The organism is Sutcliffiella cohnii, from assembly GCF_002250055.1.
Lineage (GTDB): Bacteria > Bacillota > Bacilli > Bacillales > Bacillaceae_I > Sutcliffiella > Sutcliffiella cohnii.
Window position 1 is genome coordinate 4868345 of sequence record NZ_CP018866.1, and the last position, 21656, is coordinate 4890000.

Here is a 21656-nt window from a genome sequence, read left to right on the forward strand (position 1 = left end):
AAAAAGAGGTACGAATTAATGAAGGTTGATTTTAGTAAGTTTGATAAAAGGTTATTCGAAAAATATATGCATCGTAACGAAACAGTAGACTTTTATCATTACGGTTACAAATTTCATCATGATGACAGTACTATTTATTATTTAGCATTATTGAAAGAAAAAAAAGTAACACAAGGTGGATTAGTATTTACGCATAATAGCGAAGTGGTTCAGGACCGAGAGTTAGCGATTGAAGTTGCTAAAGATATGTTGCTCTACAACAAAGCTATTTTAGATGGAAACGATGCAATAACAGATATGAAATCTAGACCTTATCAAAAATTAAAACCACTGATTACCAGTCTACAATGGATTCGTGAGGAAGCGACCGATATAGATGTAAAGCAATCTTTCTCTAATGTAATCCATGCGTTTGAAAAAATTATAGAATCGCGTGACTTTGCCAACTCTATTTATGACGAAATGAAGGTAATTGATGATCATGTGAATAAAAAGACTGGTTTTGTAACAAATGAAATGGTTAACGAAATGAGAAGTTTAGTATTAAAGTTTAATCAAAAGATGTACGATGAAGCAAAAACACAGCTTCAATTTTGGGATGATCATGAAGTTGTTTTACGTGAAATAGATAAAAGGAAATTTCCAATGTCAAAATGGCTGGAAATTAGAAATTTAAAAAAGCAGCTCGCGTTGAAGCATACTGGTAGAGGCAAACAAATGTTGTTAGAAAGTTTAGAAGTGATGGAAAAGAACTATGACAATAACGTAATAACAGAAACACGTGGTACGTTAACCTTAGAGGAATACACGGCATTAATTCAAGAAAATGAAAGATTAGATATGGAAGAGAACGGAATAACGAAGGTTAGAAACTAAGTCTTCCAAACTATTATAGTCATTAGCTAGCTTGTTGAGAACGTTCTATGTACTTTTCTCTACAAGCTTTTTTTAGGGATATATTGTATGGGGATGGAGGAAGATATATGAGAAAAATAAGTATATTATTCCTTGCGATGTTTTTCGTTGCTTGGAATGCTTTTTTACCTGTTGCTAACGCGTGGAATCCAGGAGTATGGAAACCTGCTGAATGGAAATTAGAAGACCTTCAACAGCATGAATGGAAAGTAGACCCGCTAGAAATCCAAGAGTGGTTGCCAGAAAATTTAACGGAGCAAACAATAGTTTTATATGAGCTAACCCAATATGAGTGGTTTACGCAAAGCCCGGAATTAATGCAATGGGTGATGGAAGATCTCGAAAATCGGGAATGGATCATAGAAAACTATGATGTTGTACTAGATGAATTATCGCAATTGTCAGATTGGACTGTAGATGAAATAACAGTGATGGAGTGGCAACTTACAGAACTAAGGGACTTTTCATCGACTGTACAAGATGCGCTACAGCAAGATATTAATGAACTAGAAGGGAACAATTCTGCTAACTCTCCACCGTCTACTGAAACAGAAGCTTCGAGCCCTTCGCTAACGGACCCATCTGCCTCGCCTGAAGATGCGATTTCGAACAGTGGCCCTAATAAGTATGACATCATAAAATTCACTTCAAAAATGGTAGGCGACACAGTCAATTTTGCTGATAAATTAGCAAGACAAAACGATGCGTCGGCTTCTGATTTGTATAAATATAAAAATAATATCTTTTATTCAGGCATTAAAACGTTCACGAAAGGAAATGAAGCACTCGAAGGGGTATTTGCTGGTGTTGATACCGTAAGAACAGGGAAAAAGTTATATGAGGAGATTAATAAACTAAGGTCCTTAGGAAAAACTAGGGAAGCCGTTAGTCAGGCGGGCTCTATATCTTCAGCATCTCAATTAGTTAATACTCCTGCAACGAAGACGTTTACTCCTGCTAATGCGATCGTTTCAACGGCTCTTTTACCTTTTTCGATAATAGATACCGTTAACAATGTTCAAAAAATCCAATCAACAAGTGGAGTAGATCGGACAGATGCAATTATGTCAACCATCGGAAGTGTTGGTGATGTTATAACGGGACTGGCAGCTCCAGTAGCGATGATTCCTGGGTTACAAGGTGTAGCTGCTGGAATGGTAGTGGTCGGGACAGCGGCTAGTTTGATTAGTCTAGGTTATAAAACGTTTAGAAAAAGAAAAGAAATTGTGAAAGGTGCTAAAAACTTAGCGAAAAAAATTGGAGGATTTTTCGGTTTTGGAAAATAACGCTGAGAAAGGATTTATTAAATGACTGTAAAATTTACGAATGATTTATCAAGCGTAATACAAAAACATAAAAAAATGCTAGAAAAGTCTGAGTTGTATACGTACTATTTTTTTTACAATAGTAAAAAATATTATCAGTGTATATACTTACGCTTTAAAAAAACTACAGGTGTTGTCATTTTGGACGAAACAGGAGCGGTAGTACCAAAATCTACTGCTGTAAAAGTAGCTTACTATATAAATAGCTATAATAACTTTATTTTAGATGTTACGAGAGTAATAATACCGGAAATGCGAAAGTCTTATAAACCGATAGAAGAAAAATATGAGTTGCTAATGAAGATTACAAGCAAAACAGAGGATTCGGCCTTTCATAAATATTTTTCTATACTGGATGAAATATTGTGTCGGAGGAGAAGGTTGCCTGAGATAGTAGAAGAGTTTACTAAATTACATGATGAGGTGCTACGTACCAATCATTTAGACTTGGAAATATACCATCGTGCGCTGAATATCGGTGAGGAATTCAATGAAATTGTATTTTCAACTGCGATGCGGCTAACAGAAGCAGTTCCAATTACTAAAAAAATAAAAGAAGATAGGAAATTGTATCAGCAGGAAGATTTCTATCCTGAAGTAAAGCGGCTAGTAGCTGGTATTAATGACTTTTTATCGCCATCCTCATTAAAAGAGTTAGAAAAATCCGTACGGTTATTAGGCGAGGATGAAGTTGGAAATCACCAAATTATTTCAGCTGATGAAAAAGGTATGGAGTTAGCGAAGGAGCTTGTTGAACGAAATGGGAAAAAGGATTTTGAACGAAAAGTTATTCCCATCATTAGGAACGGAGATTAAGGGAGAAAAGGGGAAATAGTGTGATTGCAAATAGTTTAATGTTCTATGGGAAACATTTTGATCGCCTATTAGTAATATCTTTCATCATTCTTTTGCCGTTATTGTTACTTCAAACGATAATTGTAAACTACATTTATAGTATTTCTACCTTTAACGGAATTACATTATATGGCGATTTGGCAAATGCCGTTTTTACTTTGTTAATTGTTGTCATGGCACAAGGCCCATTTATTAAATATGTATTACTAGAAGAGAACGGAGAAGAACGAAAATTAAAACGATCCCTCGTCTTTTTTGCGGATCAAGCTTTTACTTTTTTCCTGTTCGGAACACTATTAACGTGGATGGTTGTAGTGGGAAGTTTGTTTCTTTTAATACCGGGCATTATTTTATTGGTATTTTATTATTTAACCCCATACTTTATTGCTTCTGAGGAATGGAAGATTGGGAGGGCGATGAAAAAATCAGCTAATTTGGCTAAAAAGAAATTTTTCTCGCTATTAGGTATTTTACTATTAATTGGATTGCTCGATTGGGGTTTAGGAGTAATAACTATATATTTATCCTCTCTATTTATTGATATTTATTTCGGTGTGTTAATTGCGAAATTAATAGTATCGGTGGCTATTTACCCTTTCGGAATTATTTTATTATCTTTAAATTTTTTGAAATGGAAAGAAGAGTGGAAGGAAGAAGGAGGATTAGGGGATGTCGACATTCGAGCTGTCTAAACGTGAGAGGAAATGGAGAAGGTTTTATTTATTCGTTATGATTATGATTTATGGATTAGTAATTCCGCTTGCGCTATCTCTGTTTTTTGTTGGTGAAAGTTTTCCGTTTATCCCGATCTTTGTTGGGATTGCTTTGCCGTTTATGAGAAACAATCATCTAAAACAAATACGTCAACAGGTATAATGGAAGGTAAAAATCGAGGTGATAGAACTTCGGTTTTTTTTATGCCTTTCTCGGTAACTCTTTTATTCTATGAAACGTCTAACCTTATGGAGAAAAGCTACTAGAATGTGCTTGGAATAATTTCACAAAGGAAGGAATACATTTCTTTGTTATACTTTTCATATGGCATGTGTAAAAAGCAGTAATTCTTTCACTCTTAAATTATGACAAATTTCTCATTTATTAAAAGGGTTTTATTGGTATTTGTAGAATATAGAGAAAGTTAGAGTTTTTTATAATTCGGTTAAATATTGTTAAGGGTAACCAATGTCTGGCTATTGTATGTATAAGGAGATTTATAATATTTGATTTAAATAGATGCTGGAGGGATAAATTGTCATGGGGACAAAACAGGCGCAAGTTCAACGTATTTTAGATAATATTGGGAAAGTAATGATTGGAAAAAAACATGTGGCAGAATTAAGTGTGGTGTCTCTATTAGCTGGTGGACACGTTTTGTTAGAAGATGTACCTGGTGTCGGGAAAACGATGATGGTTCGGTCATTAGCTAAGTCGGTAGGGGCAGATTTTAAGCGTATTCAGTTTACTCCAGATTTACTACCTTCTGATGTGACAGGTAGCTCCATATATAACCCGAAGGAATTAAAATTTGAATTCCGCCCAGGTCCACTTATGGGAAATATTATTTTAGCAGATGAAATTAATCGTACCTCTCCTAAAACACAATCAGCGCTCTTAGAAGGAATGGAAGAGGGGAGTGTAACAGTTGATGGGACAACGTTATCGCTCGGCACACCATTTTTCGTTATGGCAACGCAAAATCCAATTGAATATGAAGGTACCTATCCGTTACCAGAAGCACAGTTAGATCGATTTCTTTTAAAAATGAATATGGGTTATCCAACTCCACAAGAGGAAGTGGAAATTTTAATTAATATTGAACATCGCCAACCGATTTTGGAATTAGAGCCAGTCGTTACGTTAGATGAGTTAAGACAAATGCAACAGGAAGTAAGAAGTGTGCATGTTGACCTAACTGTTAAAGAGTATATTGTCGATATGGTCCATCGTACTCGAATGCATCAATCTGTTTACTTAGGAGCAAGCCCGCGTGCGTCCGTTGCTCTAATGAAAGCTTCGCAAAGCTATGCATATGTTCAAGGTAGGGATTTTGTCATTCCAGATGACGTGCAATATTTAGCTCGCTATGTGTTACCACACCGCATCATTTTAAAATCAGAAGCGAAATTTGAAGGTGTTACAACGGACAATGTAGTTGAAAAAGTAATAGACCGTACACCGATTCCTGTTCAAAGGTCTATGAGCTAACGATGAAAGCATATTTTCGTAAATTTAAGCGTACTTCGAAGCTAGTCGCTTTTCTGTTTTTATTAGTGGTAACGTTTATGTATGCGATGTTTCAAGGTGGATTTGTTAGTTGGTTTTTATTTTTTAGTTTTCTCCCTTTTTCAATTTACGGTCTACTTATACTCTTTTATCCTTTAAATGATTTTAAAGTGACGCGAACATTGAATCAAGAACAATACCGATCGGGCGACCGGCTAATTGGGACAGTAACGGTTACTCGAAAGTTTCCGTTTCCACTAGGATACCTCGTTATGGAGGAAGTGTTACCATCGGACCTATTATTTTGCGTGCAAACGAAAAAAGTAAAAATATTACTATTTCCGTGGTTTAAAAAGACGATAACTTTTCAATACGCATTAGATAGAATGCCACGTGGAGAGCATACATTGTCAACGATTCGCCTTAAGACTGGTGATTTTTTAGGACTTTTGGAAAAAGAAAAAGTATTCCATTTAGAAAATCATTTTCTCGTATATCCGCACTATGTAGATTTAATTTATCGTAAGCGAGAGAGCAAATTTGACCAAGGTAGTACAACTTCCAATGTAAAACTTGTTCGTGATACATCTATGACGGTAGGAGTTCGTGAATATCAGCCAGGGGATCGTTTTTCTTGGATTGATTGGAAAGCAACAGCTAAAAAGAATGACATTATGACAAAGGAATTTGAGCAACAGCAAAGTCATGATGTTCTAATCTATTTAGATCGTTCGCAAGCTTCCTCTTTTGAAAGTGCTGTTAGTTATACGGCAGCATTGACGAAAGCTATACTAAGATTCGGTTCTCAAGTTGGACTTGTCTCGATTGGTAAAGACCGCTCCATTTTTCCGTTACGCGGAGGGGAAGAGCAATTCGCACAAATTTATTTTCATCTTGCTCGTGTACAACCGAACAGTAAAATTAGCTTTGCGAAGACGATGGAAATGGAAATGGGAAAAGCTCAACCGAATGTAACGTTTTTATTTGTTACTGGAAAATTAACAAAAGGAATGGTTGATTCGATTGGGAAATTAACGTATCGCCAAATGAATATGCAAGTGTATGTTACGAAAGATGAAGGACAAAGAGTTTCAAAAGAAGAAAGCGTCTATATCGAACAACTACAAAAACGAGATGTATATGTAAAGGTTGTGAAACAAGGCGAACTTAAATCCTTATATAGTGAGGTGAGTTAAATGGCCAAAACAACTCCTTTCCAACGTAATTTGTATGCTTTTATGATGCACTTATTCGGCTTTCTCCTTTTATTAGAATGGGTGCGACCGTTATCGGAAGTGACGGATACGTCAAATGCTTACGTATTTGTTGTATTTTTAGCTGTTGCCTTTACGATTTCTTATCTACAAATTATGCCTTTAATTGGTTTTGTTATACAGACAGGGTTTATGTTTTACTTTCTTCATATCCTGTATATGAAGGAAAAGTTTTTATCCAAAGATTGGTTTTCTACTTTTTGGGCAGACCTCAAATATAATGTGAATGTTATCTTTGCTGCTGATTGGACGGCGATGAGTGGTTTCTTTCGTTCCTTACTATTGTTTATATTACTATGGCTCATTAGCTACCTATTAATTTATTGGATATTGTATCGAAAGAAAATGTTTTTATTTGTCGCTCTTTCCATTACGTACGTGGCGATCCTAGATACTTTTACGACCTACAATGGGAATGGAGCGATAATTCGTTTAATTGTAATCGGATTAATATTGGTTGGTTTTGTTCATATAGAGAGAGTTCGTGAACAAGAAGGAATTTTTAAGAATAATAAAATGATTATGGCCTGGGGGATTCCGTTTATCATTATGGTAGTCGGAGCCGCTACGATTGGCTACTTATCACCAAAGGCTGCGCCACAATGGCCGGACCCGGTCCCTTTTTTCACAGGAACAGGAGAAGGTTTCGGGCCGGGTAATGGTCAAGTTCGGAAACTTGGTTATGGAGATAATGATAGTAGATTAGGTGGCCCGTTTATCGGGGACCCTTCTGTCGTCTTTACCGCCGAAGTGGAAAAACGTCATTATTGGCGAGTGGAAACGAAGGATGTATACACTGGTAAAGGATGGGAAGTGTCTGACGGTGAATCAAATGAACTCATAAATGGCCAAAATACAGAAGTAAATTGGTTAGCTGATAATGTCGAAACAGAATCATTACAAGCAACAATTGACATGGAACTAACGTATCCTCATATTAATTATCCTATAGGTTTACAAAGCGTCATTCCATTATGGCGTGAAGAAGAGAGTGAGGAAGTAACGTTTGAGGTTAATTCGGTAACAGAAAAAATTTCAACAGATGTCTCGTTGCAATCCTATTCCTTACAATATGACTACCCGCGTTATTATATCGAAAGATTACATCGTGCAGAGCCGGGTGCTGGTTTAGAGAGTGATGAAGGATTTGTTGAAATGTATACTCAGTTACCATCTTCTTTACCAGACCGTGTTAAAGATTTGGCAGAAGAAATAACGTCTTCATTTGAAACGCGTTATGATAAAGCAAAAGCGGTAGAAAGATATTTTGCGAGAAATGGTTTTGAATATGAAACTACTAATGTTGCTGTACCGACCGGTAATCAAGATTATGTTGATCAATTTTTATTCGAAACACAGTTAGGATATTGTGATAACTTTTCCACATCGATGGTCGTTATGTTAAGGTCTGTCGGTATTCCGGCTCGTTGGGTGAAAGGTTATACACATGGAGATTTGCTAGAGCTGACAAACGATGGAACTAGAATGTATGAAGTCTCGAATAATAACGCCCATTCTTGGGTAGAAGTCTACTTTCCGGAAGTTGGTTGGGTGACGTTTGAACCGACAAGTGGTTTTGATAATCCTTATAACTTTGTTTATGAAAGTACACTGCAAAATGAAGAATCAGAAAATGGTGAAGATCTTATACCTGAAAATAATGAGACACCAGAACAAGAAAATCCACGTAATGCTGAAGATATGTTAGAAGAGGGTGGCTCTGAACAAACTGACAACGGAAGTGGAGGGACTGCCTTCCAATTCGGTATTAATCTTTCGTGGAAAACACTACTTTTCATTTTTGTAGGAATAGCATTTTATGCAGGGTTATTATTTTTCACTAGGAATAAATGGTTGCCATATTATTTTATTTTCTTATATAAAAGAAGCAAAGACGATAAAGCATTCATGAAAGCTTATAAAGTCTTGTTGCAGATTTTAAATAAAAATGGAGTTGCTCGAAAAGATGGTCAAACTTTACGTGAATACGCCAAGTTTGTAGATAACTACTTATTCACAGATGCGATGCAAACACTAACAGAACGTTATGAACGTGTTATCTATCGAGGTGACTCTTCAAGTGAAGAATGGGAGCATTCAAAAGAATTGTGGGAAAATTTAATTAAAAAAGCATCATCTTGACCATATGTAAACAGACTGATAGAATAAGGACAAATTAATATGAATACGTATATGACTTCATATATCCTCGATAATATGGTTCGAGAGTCTCTACCGGATTGCCGTTAACAATCTGACTATGAAGGCAGTGTCTTACTATTAGACTAGAATTCTGCCTTCTTTTTATTTTGCAGAAATCTAGTCTTTTTTTATTGTTTTAAGAAAAAATGTTTACAATAATGAGTGTTTGTGGAATTTTTATATCAATTGTAAGCATCTTTTCTAAACAAATGGTGAGGCTAACTGTATATAGGCTGCGTATTCTTTTATCTAGCAGAAGAGGTGAATAGGATGGAAGGCGTTCAAGAAATGATTGTTGTGCTTGATTTTGGTAGTCAATATAATCAGCTAATTACTCGTCGTATCCGTGAATTCGGTGTTTATAGTGAGTTGCATCCACATACAATTACAGCTGAAGAGATTCAAAAAATGAATCCGAAAGGGATTATATTCTCTGGTGGCCCTAACAGTGTATATGGTGAAGGGGCTTTAAGTTGTGATGAGAAGATTTTTGATTTAGGTATTCCTGTGTTAGGTATATGTTATGGAATGCAGTTAATGACAAAACACTTCGGTGGAAAAGTAGACAAAGCTAATCATCGTGAATACGGTAAAGCAAAAGTAACGGTAACTAATAAGTCCTCTTTATATGAAAATCTTCCTGAAGAGCAAGTTGTATGGATGAGTCATGGTGACTTAGTAGTAGAAACACCAGCAGGTTTTGTGACGGATGTTACAACACCAACTTGCCCTATTGCAGGAATGAGTGATGAAGCTCGCAAATTATACGGAGTGCAATTCCATCCAGAAGTACGTCATTCTGTACACGGTAACGAATTGTTAAATAATTTTGTATTTGAAGTTTGTGGATGCTCTGACAGTTGGTCGATGGAAAACTTTATTGAAATCGAGATGGAGAAAATTCGCCAACAAGTAGGGGATAAGAAAGTTCTTTGTGCACTAAGTGGTGGCGTGGATTCCTCTGTAGTAGCGGTATTAATTCATAGAGCAATCGGTGACCAATTAACTTGTATCTTTGTTGACCACGGTCTATTACGTAAAAATGAAGCTGAAGGCGTAATGAAGACATTTAGTGAAGGTTTCAATATGAATGTCATTAAGGTCGATGCAAAGGATCGCTTTATGGATAAATTAAAAGGTGTATCAGATCCAGAGCAGAAACGTAAAATTATCGGTAATGAGTTCATTTACGTATTTGATGATGAAGCGGCTAAGTTAGAAGGAATTGATTACTTAGCTCAAGGTACTCTTTATACAGATATAATTGAAAGTGGTACAGCGACAGCACAAACAATCAAGTCTCATCATAACGTTGGTGGCTTGCCAGAAGATATGCAATTTGAATTAATAGAACCATTAAATACATTATTTAAAGATGAAGTACGTGCTTTAGGAACAGAATTAGGTATCCCTGATGAAATTGTATGGCGTCAACCGTTCCCAGGTCCAGGTCTTGGTATTCGTGTATTGGGTGAGATTACGGAAGATAAGTTAGAAATTGTTCGCGAATCTGATTATATTTTACGCGAAGAAATTATAAAAGCTGGTCTGGATCGTGATATTTGGCAATACTTTACGGTATTACCTGACATCCGTAGTGTAGGAGTAATGGGTGACCAACGTACGTATGATTATACAATTGGTCTTCGTGCAGTAACATCTATTGACGGCATGACTTCTGATTGGGCTCGTATCCCTTGGGATGTGTTGGAAACTATCTCGACAAGAATAGTTAACGAAGTAAACCACATCAATCGTGTAGTATACGATATTACGAGTAAGCCACCAGCAACAATTGAATGGGAATAATAACTATAAACGAACAATACGAACATTTTTAATTAAAATGTTCGTATTTTTTATTGACATAAATTTTATCTGGGAGTAATATAAGTATGTACTAATTAATAGTTTTTCATATGTCGTATAATCTCGGGGATATGGCCCGAAAGTTTCTACCAGGCTACCGTTAATAGCTTGACTACGAGATATGGTTAAATATAAATTGCCTCGTTTCTTAATTATAAGAAGAGAGTTTATATTTTTCTATATTCTCGCAAAGTTAAGCGCTCCTGGTAACCGGAGTGCTTTTTTTATTTTTAAAAACGAGGAGGAATAATTCTATGTTAAAACGTTACTTCGAATTTGAGAAATTCGGTACAAATTATAAAACAGAGTCAGTAGCTGGTATAACTACCTTTTTAGCAATGGCTTATATTCTAGTTGTTAATCCGATGTTCCTAACAGAGGCAGGAATGGATTACGGTGCTGTATTCACAGCTACAGCTCTTGCGGCTGCTATCGGTACGCTTATTATGGGGCTTTATGCAAAATATCCAATTGCACTAGCACCGGGTATGGGATTAAATGCATTTTTTGCTTTCTCGGTAGTTATAGGAATGGGAATCCCGTGGGAAACAGCGTTAGCGGGTGTGTTAGTATCCGGTTTAATCTTTATTGCAATTACAGCTGTAGGAATTCGAGAGAAGATAATTAATGCAATTCCTGCAGAATTAAAATATGCTGTTGGGGCGGGTATCGGACTATTTATTACGTTCATAGGGTTACAAAATGCAGGTTTAATTGTTGCGGATCCTGGTACGGTAATTGGTTTAGGTAATTTAAGAGATGGTAATGTATTACTCGCGGTATTTGGTCTAGTAATTACAGTAATTTTAATGGTAAGAGGTCTTAAAGGTGGTATTTTCATCGGGATGGTTATTACAGCCATCGTCGGAATGTTCGTCGGTTTAATTGATCGTCCAGAGGCAGTTGTAGGTTCAATTCCGAGTATGGAAACAACATTCGGTGCGGCTATTAGTAACTTAGGTGGAATATTCACCGTTCAAATGTTAGTAGTTATTTTAACTTTCTTGTTTGTTGACTTTTTTGATACAGCGGGTACTTTAGTAGGGGTTGCGAACCAAGCAGGCTTTTTGAAAGACGGAAAATTACCACGCGCAAACAAAGCTTTATTATCTGACTCGGCAGCTACTGTAGTAGGATCTATTTTAGGTACATCAACAACTACTTCTTATGTAGAGTCCACTTCGGGTGTTGCAGCTGGTGGAAGAACTGGTTTTGCTTCGGTTGTCACTGCGGGACTATTCCTGCTAGCGTTATTCTTCTCGCCGTTACTTTCTGTAGTTACAGCTCCAGTTACGGCGCCTGCGCTAATTATCGTTGGGGTATTAATGGTTTCTGCTTTAGGTAAGATTGACTGGGGTAAATTCGAAATAGCTGTACCAGCTTTTTTAACAATTATTATGATGCCGTTAACTTATAGTATTGCTACAGGTATTGCGATCGGATTCATTTTCTATCCTATTACAATGCTTGTTAAAGGAAGAGGGAAAGAAATACATCCAATAATGTATGGTTTATTTATTATCTTTATTCTATACTTTGTTTTCTTGGCAGAATAAATTCGAGTTCTTTCTATAATAATAAATACAGTGGTGGGATTCTCTAGTAGAGTCCCGCTTTTTTATTTATTAGGGATTGTATGTGGGGTTTAACAACGGGCCCTAGTTGGATTTTTAGTAGATTCCTTATTATATTGAAGAGGGAATCGAACGCCGTAAAATTATATTAAAAAAGTAATTGACGTTATTTGTATGCCGTGTTATGATAAGTATCCGCCTGATTGAAGTGCTAATCAGTGCTTAAGCAATTAAAAATTACCTACAAATTTACCAGTTGAAATTAATAAGGTAACGTTGTAAGATAGTAATCTACCAAATGACAATGACTACTTCGAGAAAATTATTTTGAAAAAGTTATTGACTTAGAAGTTTTGATTTGGTAAGATAATAAAGTCGCTCTTGAGCGACACGTTAAAATGTTCTTTGAAAACTAAACAAAACAATAGCGTGCAAGTCGGTTTTTAAAAATCGACAAAACAATAAATTGACGATAAGTCAGCAAACATTTTGAGCAATCAAATACTCTACGGAGAGTTTGATCCTGGCTCAGGACGAACGCTGGCGGCGTGCCTAATACATGCAAGTCGAGCGAACTTCTTTAGAGCTTGCTTTAAAGAAGTTAGCGGCGGACGGGTGAGTAACACGTGGGCAACCTGCCTGTAAGACTGGGATAACTTCGGGAAACCGGAGCTAATACCGGATAATATATAGTACCTCCTGGTACTATATTGAAAGATGGTTTCGGCTATCACTTACAGATGGGCCCGCGGCGCATTAGCTAGTTGGTGAGGTAACGGCTCACCAAGGCAACGATGCGTAGCCGACCTGAGAGGGTGATCGGCCACACTGGGACTGAGACACGGCCCAGACTCCTACGGGAGGCAGCAGTAGGGAATCTTCCACAATGGACGAAAGTCTGATGGAGCAACGCCGCGTGAGCGATGAAGACCTTCGGGTCGTAAAGCTCTGTTGTTAGGGAAGAACAAGTGCGAGAGTAACTGCTCGCACCTTGACGGTACCTAACCAGAAAGCCACGGCTAACTACGTGCCAGCAGCCGCGGTAATACGTAGGTGGCAAGCGTTGTCCGGAATTATTGGGCGTAAAGCGCGCGCAGGCGGTTTCTTAAGTCTGATGTGAAAGCCCACGGCTCAACCGTGGAGGGTCATTGGAAACTGGGAGACTTGAGTGCAGAAGAGGAGAGTGGAATTCCACGTGTAGCGGTGAAATGCGTAGAGATGTGGAGGAACACCAGTGGCGAAGGCGACTCTCTGGTCTGTAACTGACGCTGAGGCGCGAAAGCGTGGGGAGCAAACAGGATTAGATACCCTGGTAGTCCACGCCGTAAACGATGAGTGCTAAGTGTTAGAGGGTTTCCGCCCTTTAGTGCTGCAGCTAACGCATTAAGCACTCCGCCTGGGGAGTACGGTCGCAAGACTGAAACTCAAAGGAATTGACGGGGGCCCGCACAAGCGGTGGAGCATGTGGTTTAATTCGAAGCAACGCGAAGAACCTTACCAGGTCTTGACATCCTCTGCCACCTCTAGAGATAGAGCGTTCCCCTTCGGGGGACAGAGTGACAGGTGGTGCATGGTTGTCGTCAGCTCGTGTCGTGAGATGTTGGGTTAAGTCCCGCAACGAGCGCAACCCTTGTTCTTAGTTGCCAGCATTTAGTTGGGCACTCTAAGGAGACTGCCGGTGACAAACCGGAGGAAGGTGGGGATGACGTCAAATCATCATGCCCCTTATGACCTGGGCTACACACGTGCTACAATGGACGGTACAAAGGGCAGCAAAACCGCGAGGTCGAGCCAATCCCATAAAACCGTTCTCAGTTCGGATTGTAGGCTGCAACTCGCCTACATGAAGCCGGAATCGCTAGTAATCGCGGATCAGCATGCCGCGGTGAATACGTTCCCGGGCCTTGTACACACCGCCCGTCACACCACGAGAGTTTGTAACACCCGAAGTCGGTGGGGTAACCTTTTGGAGCCAGCCGCCTAAGGTGGGACAGATGATTGGGGTGAAGTCGTAACAAGGTAGCCGTATCGGAAGGTGCGGCTGGATCACCTCCTTTCTAAGGAAAATCACGCTCATTGTTTTGTTTAGTTTTGAGAGATCATTCTCTCTATTAATATTGCGCTTGCGTCTGCAAGTGAAATCCACGATGATGGATTCCTTAAGCAGCAAGAGTAGCATGAAGGTTAAGCTACGAAGCTAATCACGATGTGATTGAAGTCAGTAGCCATGTTCTTTGAAAACTAGATAATATAAGTAATCAAGATACATTCACAAGTATCGTTCATCTTAGTAATTTTCTAATGATAACAATTCGCTGTTATCGAAAACCGCTAATTTAATTAGCACATGGTTAAGTTATTAAGGGCGCACGGTGGATGCCTTGGCACTAGGAGCCGATGAAGGACGGGACTAACACCGATATGCTTTGGGGAGCTGTAAGTAAGCTTTGATCCAGAGATTTCCGAATGGGGAAACCCACTGCTCGTAATGGAGTAGTATCCTTACCTGAATACATAGGGTATGGAAGGCAGACCCGGGGAACTGAAACATCTAAGTACCCGGAGGAAGAGAAAGCAAACGCGATTTCCTGAGTAGCGGCGAGCGAAACGGAATTAGCCCAAACCAAGAGGCTTGCCTCTTGGGGTTGTAGGACACTCTATACGGAGTTACAAAAGAACGGGGTAAACGAAGCGACCTGGAAAGGTCTGTCATAGAAGGTAAAAACCCTGTAGTTGAAACCTCGTTCTCTCTTGAGTGGATCCTGAGTACGGCGGGACACGAGAAATCCCGTCGGAAGCTGGGAGGACCATCTCCCAAGGCTAAATACTCCCTAGTGACCGATAGTGAACCAGTACCGTGAGGGAAAGGTGAAAAGCACCCCGGAAGGGGAGTGAAAAGATCCTGAAACCGTGTGCCTACAAGTAGTTAGAGCCCGTTAATGGGTGATAGCGTGCCTTTTGTAGAATGAACCGGCGAGTTACGATTACGTGCAAGGTTAAGTTGATGAGACGGAGCCGTAGCGAAAGCGAGTCTGAATAGGGCGTCATAGTACGTGGTCGTAGACCCGAAACCAGGTGATCTACCCATGTCCAGGGTGAAGTTCAGGTAACACTGAATGGAGGCCCGAACCCACGCACGTTGAAAAGTGCGGGGATGAGGTGTGGGTAGCGGAGAAATTCCAATCGAACCTGGAGATAGCTGGTTCTCTCCGAAATAGCTTTAGGGCTAGCCTTGAGTAAAGAGTCTTGGAGGTAGAGCACTGATTGGACTAGGGGTCCTCATCGGATTACCGAATTCAGTCAAACTCCGAATGCCAAAGACTTGTTTCTCAGGAGTCAGACTGCGAGTGATAAGATCCGTAGTCAAGAGGGAAACAGCCCAGACCGCCAGCTAAGGTCCCAAAGTATACGTTAAGTGGAAAAGGATGTGGAGTTGCTTAGACAACCAGGATGTTGGCTTAGAAGCAGCCACCATTTAAAGAGTGCGTAATAGCTCACTGGTCGAGTGACTCTGCGCCGAAAATGTACCGGGGCTAAACGTATCACCGAAGCTGCGGACTGTTCTTACGAACAGTGGTAGGAGAGCGTTCTAAGGGCGTTGAAGCTAGACCGTAAGGACTGGTGGAGCGCTTAGAAGTGAGAATGCCGGTATGAGTAGCGAAAGAAGGGTGAGAATCCCTTCCACCGAATGCCTAAGGTTTCCTGAGGAAGGCTCGTCCGCTCAGGGTTAGTCGGGACCTAAGCCGAGGCCGAAAGGCGTAGGCGATGGATAACAGGTTGATATTCCTGTACCACCTCATTCCGTTTGAGCGATGGAGGGACGCAGGAGGATAGGGTAAGCGCACTGTTGGATATGTGCGTCCAAGCAGTTAGGCTGGATAAGTAGGCAAATCCGCTTATCCTAAAGGCTGAACTGTGATGGCGAGGGAAATATAGTACCGAAGTTCCTGATTCCACACTGCCAAGAAAAGCTTCTAGCGAGGAATATGGTGCCCGTACCGCAAACCGACACAGGTAGGCGAGGAGAGAATCCTAAGGTGAGCGAGAGAACTCTGGTTAAGGAACTCGGCAAAATGACCCCGTAACTTCGGGAGAAGGGGTGCTCTGTTAGGGTGTTAAAGCCCGAGAGAGCCGCAGTGAATAGGCCCAGGCGACTGTTTAGCAAAAACACAGGTCTCTGCGAAGCCGTAAGGCGAAGTATAGGGGCTGACGCCTGCCCGGTGCTGGAAGGTTAAGGGGAAAGGTTAGCGCTTTGGCGCGAAGCTTTGAACCGAAGCCCCAGTAAACGGCGGCCGTAACTATAACGGTCCTAAGGTAGCGAAATTCCTTGTCGGGTAAGTTCCGACCCGCACGAAAGGCGTAACGATCTGGGCACTGTCTCAACCAGAGACTCGGTGAAATTATAGTACCTGTGAAGATGCAGGTTACCCGCGACAGGACGGAAAGACCCCGTGGAGCTTTACTGTAGCCTGATATTGAATTTTGGTACAGCTTGTACAGGATAGGTAGGAGCCTGAGAAGCCGGAGCGCTAGCTTCGGTGGAGGCGTCGGTGGGATACTACCCTGGCTGTATTGAAATTCTAACCCGCGAGCCTTATCGGCTCGGGAGACAGTGTCAGGTGGGCAGTTTGACTGGGGCGGTCGCCTCCTAAAGAGTAACGGAGGCGCCCAAAGGTTCCCTCAGAATGGTTGGAAATCATTCGTAGAGTGTAAAGGCACAAGGGAGCTTGACTGCGAGACCTACAAGTCGAGCAGGGACGAAAGTCGGGCTTAGTGATCCGGTGGTTCCGCATGGAAGGGCCATCGCTCAACGGATAAAAGCTACCCCGGGGATAACAGGCTTATCTCCCCCAAGAGTCCACATCGACGGGGAGGTTTGGCACCTCGATGTCGGCTCATCGCATCCTGGGGCTGTAGTCGGTCCCAAGGGTTGGGCTGTTCGCCCATTAAAGCGGTACGCGAGCTGGGTTCAGAACGTCGTGAGACAGTTCGGTCCCTATCCGTCGTGGGCGTAGGAAATTTGAGAGGAGCTGTCCTTAGTACGAGAGGACCGGGATGGACGCACCGCTGGTGTACCAGTTGTCTTGCCAAAGGCATAGCTGGGTAGCTACGTGCGGACGGGATAAGTGCTGAAAGCATCTAAGCATGAAGCCCCCCTCAAGATGAGATTTCCTTTAGCGCAAGCTAGTAAGATCCCTGAAAGATGATCAGGTTGATAGGTTCGAGGTGGAAGCGTGGCGACACGTGTAGCTGACGAATACTAATCGATCGAGGACTTAACCAATTTTAATGAACGATACGAATGATCTTGATGAAAATATATTATCTAGTTTTGAAAGAACAATTCTTTCAACTAAATATGTCTGGTGATGAAGGCGAAGAGGTCACACCCGTTCCCATACCGAACACGGAAGTTAAGCTCTTCAGCGCCGATGGTAGTTGGGGGCTGTCCCCCTGTGAGAGTAGGACGTCGCCAGGCAGGGAATAGATTTTTGGATCTATTCCTTTTTTATCCCAATACGTTACCAGATTTTAACACTTGAACCGTAAGGTTTAATAGGGTAAGATAAGAATCTATCGTTTCTATGTTAAAACTAGTGAATGACTTTTATAAAAAAAGTTGTTGACTTCCGAGATGGGAAATGATATATTAGTATAGTTGCTTTTGAGCGACGCGTTAAAATGTTCTTTGAAAACTAAACAAAACAATAGCGTGCAAGTCGGTTTTTAAAATCGACAAAACAATAAATTGACGATAAGTCAGCAACATTTTGAGCAATCAAATACTCTACGGAGAGTTTGATCCTGGCTCAGGACGAACGCTGGCGGCGTGCCTAATACATGCAAGTCGAGCGAACTTCTTTAGAGCTTGCTTTAAAGAAGTTAGCGGCGGACGGGTGAGTAACACGTGGGCAACCTGCCTGTAAGACTGGGATAACTTCGGGAAACCGGAGCTAATACCGGATAATATATAGTACCTCCTGGTACTATATTGAAAGTTGGTTTCGGCTAACACTTACAGATGGGCCCGCGGCGCATTAGCTAGTTGGTGAGGTAACGGCTCACCAAGGCAACGATGCGTAGCCGACCTGAGAGGGTGATCGGCCACACTGGGACTGAGACACGGCCCAGACTCCTACGGGAGGCAGCAGTAGGGAATCTTCCACAATGGACGAAAGTCTGATGGAGCAACGCCGCGTGAGCGATGAAGGCCTTCGGGTCGTAAAGCTCTGTTGTTAGGGAAGAACAAGTGCGAGAGTAACTGCTCGCACCTTGACGGTACCTAACCAGAAAGCCACGGCTAACTACGTGCCAGCAGCCGCGGTAATACGTAGGTGGCAAGCGTTGTCCGGAATTATTGGGCGTAAAGCGCGCGCAGGCGGTTTCTTAAGTCTGATGTGAAAGCCCACGGCTCAACCGTGGAGGGTCATTGGAAACTGGGAGACTTGAGTGCAGAAGAGGAGAGTGGAATTCCACGTGTAGCGGTGAAATGCGTAGAGATGTGGAGGAACACCAGTGGCGAAGGCGACTCTCTGGTCTGTAACTGACGCTGAGGCGCGAAAGCGTGGGGAGCAAACAGGATTAGATACCCTGGTAGTCCACGCCGTAAACGATGAGTGCTAAGTGTTAGAGGGTTTCCGCCCTTTAGTGCTGCAGCTAACGCATTAAGCACTCCGCCTGGGGAGTACGGTCGCAAGACTGAAACTCAAAGGAATTGACGGGGGCCCGCACAAGCGGTGGAGCATGTGGTTTAATTCGAAGCAACGCGAAGAACCTTACCAGGTCTTGACATCCTCTGCCACCTCTAGAGATAGAGCGTTCCCCTTCGGGGGACAGAGTGACAGGTGGTGCATGGTTGTCGTCAGCTCGTGTCGTGAGATGTTGGGTTAAGTCCCGCAACGAGCGCAACCCTTGTTCTTAGTTGCCAGCATTTAGTTGGGCACTCTAAGGAGACTGCCGGTGACAAACCGGAGGAAGGTGGGGATGACGTCAAATCATCATGCCCCTTATGACCTGGGCTACACACGTGCTACAATGGACGGTACAAAGGGCAGCAAAACCGCGAGGTCGAGCCAATCCCATAAAACCGTTCTCAGTTCGGATTGTAGGCTGCAACTCGCCTACATGAAGCCGGAATCGCTAGTAATCGCGGATCAGCATGCCGCGGTGAATACGTTCCCGGGCCTTGTACACACCGCCCGTCACACCACGAGAGTTTGTAACACCCGAAGTCGGTGGGGTAACCTTTTGGAGCCAGCCGCCTAAGGTGGGACAGATGATTGGGGTGAAGTCGTAACAAGGTAGCCGTATCGGAAGGTGCGGCTGGATCACCTCCTTTCTAAGGAAAATCACGCTCATTGTTTTGTTTAGTTTTGAGAGAGCATTCTCTCTATTAAATATGTTCTTTGAAAACTAGATAATATAAGTAATCAAGATACATTCACAAGTATCGTTCATCTTAGTAATTTTCTAATGATAACAATTCGCTGTTATCGAAAAACCGCTAATTTAATTAGCACATGGTTAAGTTATTAAGGGCGCACGGTGGATGCCTTGGCACTAGGAGCCGATGAAGGACGGGACTAACACCGATATGCTTTGGGGAGCTGTAAGTAAGCTTTGATCCAGAGATTTCCGAATGGGGAAACCCACTGCTCGTAATGGAGTAGTATCCTTACCTGAATACATAGGGTATGGAAGGCAGACCCGGGGAACTGAAACATCTAAGTACCCGGAGGAAGAGAAAGCAAACGCGATTTCCTGAGTAGCGGCGAGCGAAACGGAATTAGCCCAAACCAAGAGGCTTGCCTCTTGGGGTTGTAGGACACTCTATACGGAGTTACAAAAGAACGGGGTAAACGAAGCGACCTGGAAAGGTCTGTCATAGAAGGTAAAAACCCTGTAGTTGAAACCTCGTTCTCTCTTGAGTGGATCCTGAGTACGGCGGGACACGAGAAATCCCGTCGGAAGCTGGGAGGACCATCTCCCAAGGCTAAATACTCCCTAGTGACCGATAGTGAACCAGTACCGTGAGGGAAAGGTGAAAAGCACCCCGGAAGGGGAGTGAAAAGATCCTGAAACCGTGTGCCTACAAGTAGTTAGAGCCCGTTAATGGGTGATAGCGTGCCTTTTGTAGAATGAACCGGCGAGTTACGATTACGTGCAAGGTTAAGTTGATGAGACGGAGCCGTAGCGAAAGCGAGTCTGAATAGGGCGTCATAGTACGTGGTCGTAGACCCGAAACCAGGTGATCTACCCATGTCCAGGGTGAAGTTCAGGTAACACTGAATGGAGGCCCGAACCCACGCACGTTGAAAAGTGCGGGGATGAGGTGTGGGTAGCGGAGAAATTCCAATCGAACCTGGAGATAGCTGGTTCTCTCCGAAATAGCTTTAGGGCTAGCCTTGAGTAAAGAGTCTTGGAGGTAGAGCACTGATTGGACTAGGGGTCCTCATCGGATTACCGAATTCAGTCAAACTCCGAATGCCAAAGACTTGTTTCTCAGGAGTCAGACTGCGAGTGATAAGATCCGTAGTCAAGAGGGAAACAGCCCAGACCGCCAGCTAAGGTCCCAAAGTATACGTTAAGTGGAAAAGGATGTGGAGTTGCTTAGACAACCAGGATGTTGGCTTAGAAGCAGCCACCATTTAAAGAGTGCGTAATAGCTCACTGGTCGAGTGACTCTGCGCCGAAAATGTACCGGGGCTAAACGTATCACCGAAGCTGCGGACTGTTCTTACGAACAGTGGTAGGAGAGCGTTCTAAGGGCGTTGAAGCTAGACCGTAAGGACTGGTGGAGCGCTTAGAAGTGAGAATGCCGGTATGAGTAGCGAAAGAAGGGTGAGAATCCCTTCCACCGAATGCCTAAGGTTTCCTGAGGAAGGCTCGTCCGCTCAGGGTTAGTCGGGACCTAAGCCGAGGCCGAAAGGCGTAGGCGATGGATAACAGGTTGATATTCCTGTACCACCTCATTCCGTTTGAGCGATGGAGGGACGCAGGAGGATAGGGTAAGCGCACTGTTGGATATGTGCGTCCAAGCAGTTAGGCTGGATAAGTAGGCAAATCCGCTTATCCTAAAGGCTGAGCTGTGATGGCGAGGGAAATATAGTACCGAAGTTCCTGATTCCACACTGCCAAGAAAAGCTTCTAGCGAGGAATATGGTGCCCGTACCGCAAACCGACACAGGTAGGCGAGGAGAGAATCCTAAGGTGAGCGAGAGAACTCTGGTTAAGGAACTCGGCAAAATGACCCCGTAACTTCGGGAGAAGGGGTGCTCTGTTAGGGTGTTAAAGCCCGAGAGAGCCGCAGTGAATAGGCCCAGGCGACTGTTTAGCAAAAACACAGGTCTCTGCGAAGCCGTAAGGCGAAGTATAGGGGCTGACGCCTGCCCGGTGCTGGAAGGTTAAGGGGAAAGGTT

General features: G+C 42.2%; 10 protein-coding genes, 5 rRNA genes and 2 riboswitches (1 of these 17 cut by a window edge). All 15 genes read left to right on the forward strand.

The window, feature by feature from the left end:
- Positions 1-18: 18 nt before the first annotated feature.
- Entirely contained in the window at positions 19-876 is an 858-nt protein-coding gene (locus tag BC6307_RS24505; protein ID WP_066415649.1) for a hypothetical protein, read from the forward strand.
- A gap of 107 nt (positions 877-983) precedes the next feature.
- Positions 984-2201, forward strand: coding sequence for a hypothetical protein (locus BC6307_RS24510; RefSeq protein WP_066415647.1), 1218 nt, complete (start codon positions 984-986; stop codon positions 2199-2201).
- 21 nt (positions 2202-2222) lie between these two features.
- A complete protein-coding gene (locus BC6307_RS24515) occupies positions 2223-3056 on the forward strand; it encodes a hypothetical protein (protein ID WP_066415645.1) in 834 nt (277 codons plus the stop codon).
- A gap of 20 nt (positions 3057-3076) precedes the next feature.
- Entirely contained in the window at positions 3077-3787 is a 711-nt protein-coding gene (locus BC6307_RS24520; RefSeq protein WP_066415643.1) for a hypothetical protein, read from the forward strand.
- Entirely contained in the window at positions 3765-3971 is a 207-nt protein-coding gene (locus tag BC6307_RS24525) for a hypothetical protein (RefSeq protein ID WP_066415640.1), read from the forward strand. The genes BC6307_RS24520 and BC6307_RS24525 overlap by 23 nt, the downstream gene beginning before the upstream one ends.
- Positions 3972-4349: 378 nt before the next feature.
- Entirely contained in the window at positions 4350-5300 is a 951-nt protein-coding gene (locus BC6307_RS24530) for an AAA family ATPase (RefSeq protein ID WP_066415637.1), read from the forward strand.
- Positions 5301-5302: 2 nt separating this feature from the next.
- Positions 5303-6514: a DUF58 domain-containing protein gene (locus tag BC6307_RS24535; RefSeq protein ID WP_066415636.1), complete on the forward strand. Its 1212-nt coding sequence runs from the start codon at positions 5303-5305 to the stop codon at positions 6512-6514.
- Positions 6515-8734 carry a transglutaminase TgpA family protein gene (locus BC6307_RS24540; RefSeq protein WP_066415634.1) on the forward strand — a complete coding sequence of 740 codons (2220 nt, stop codon included), beginning with the start codon at positions 6515-6517 and terminating at the stop codon, positions 8732-8734. It begins immediately after the preceding gene.
- Between the two features lie 37 nt (positions 8735-8771).
- Positions 8772-8873: riboswitch (purine riboswitch) on the forward strand.
- Between the two features lie 191 nt (positions 8874-9064).
- A complete protein-coding gene (gene guaA, locus BC6307_RS24545) occupies positions 9065-10603 on the forward strand; it encodes a glutamine-hydrolyzing GMP synthase (protein ID WP_066415632.1) in 1539 nt (512 codons plus the stop codon).
- 93 nt (positions 10604-10696) lie between these two features.
- Positions 10697-10798: riboswitch (purine riboswitch) on the forward strand.
- Positions 10799-10917: 119 nt separating this feature from the next.
- Positions 10918-12219 carry an NCS2 family permease gene (locus BC6307_RS24550; RefSeq protein WP_066415631.1) on the forward strand — a complete coding sequence of 434 codons (1302 nt, stop codon included), beginning with the start codon at positions 10918-10920 and terminating at the stop codon, positions 12217-12219.
- Between the two features lie 523 nt (positions 12220-12742).
- Positions 12743-14294: ribosomal RNA gene (locus tag BC6307_RS24555) — 16S ribosomal RNA — on the forward strand.
- Between the two features lie 292 nt (positions 14295-14586).
- A 23S ribosomal RNA gene (locus tag BC6307_RS24560) occupies positions 14587-17521 on the forward strand.
- 78 nt (positions 17522-17599) lie between these two features.
- Positions 17600-17716 (forward strand): 5S ribosomal RNA (gene rrf / locus BC6307_RS24565).
- Positions 17717-18024: 308 nt separating this feature from the next.
- Positions 18025-19576: ribosomal RNA gene (locus tag BC6307_RS24570) — 16S ribosomal RNA — on the forward strand.
- Between the two features lie 183 nt (positions 19577-19759).
- Positions 19760-21656 (forward strand): 23S ribosomal RNA (locus BC6307_RS24575); it runs 1038 nt beyond the window's last position.
- Together the 16S, 23S and 5S rRNA genes form the textbook arrangement of a ribosomal RNA operon.

Coding starts and splice junctions, on each gene's coding strand:
- BC6307_RS24510 (WP_066415647.1), top strand. CDS start 984: ATGAGAAAAATAAGTATATTATTCCTTGCGATGTTTTTCGTTGCTTGG.
- BC6307_RS24535 (WP_066415636.1), top strand. CDS start 5,303: ATGAAAGCATATTTTCGTAAATTTAAGCGTACTTCGAAGCTAGTCGCT.
- BC6307_RS24505 (WP_066415649.1), top strand. CDS start 19: ATGAAGGTTGATTTTAGTAAGTTTGATAAAAGGTTATTCGAAAAATAT.
- BC6307_RS24525 (WP_066415640.1), top strand. CDS start 3,765: ATGTCGACATTCGAGCTGTCTAAACGTGAGAGGAAATGGAGAAGGTTT.
- BC6307_RS24540 (WP_066415634.1), top strand. CDS start 6,515: ATGGCCAAAACAACTCCTTTCCAACGTAATTTGTATGCTTTTATGATG.
- BC6307_RS24530 (WP_066415637.1), top strand. CDS start 4,350: ATGGGGACAAAACAGGCGCAAGTTCAACGTATTTTAGATAATATTGGG.
- BC6307_RS24550 (WP_066415631.1), top strand. CDS start 10,918: ATGTTAAAACGTTACTTCGAATTTGAGAAATTCGGTACAAATTATAAA.
- guaA (WP_066415632.1), top strand. CDS start 9,065: ATGGAAGGCGTTCAAGAAATGATTGTTGTGCTTGATTTTGGTAGTCAA.
- BC6307_RS24515 (WP_066415645.1), top strand. CDS start 2,223: ATGACTGTAAAATTTACGAATGATTTATCAAGCGTAATACAAAAACAT.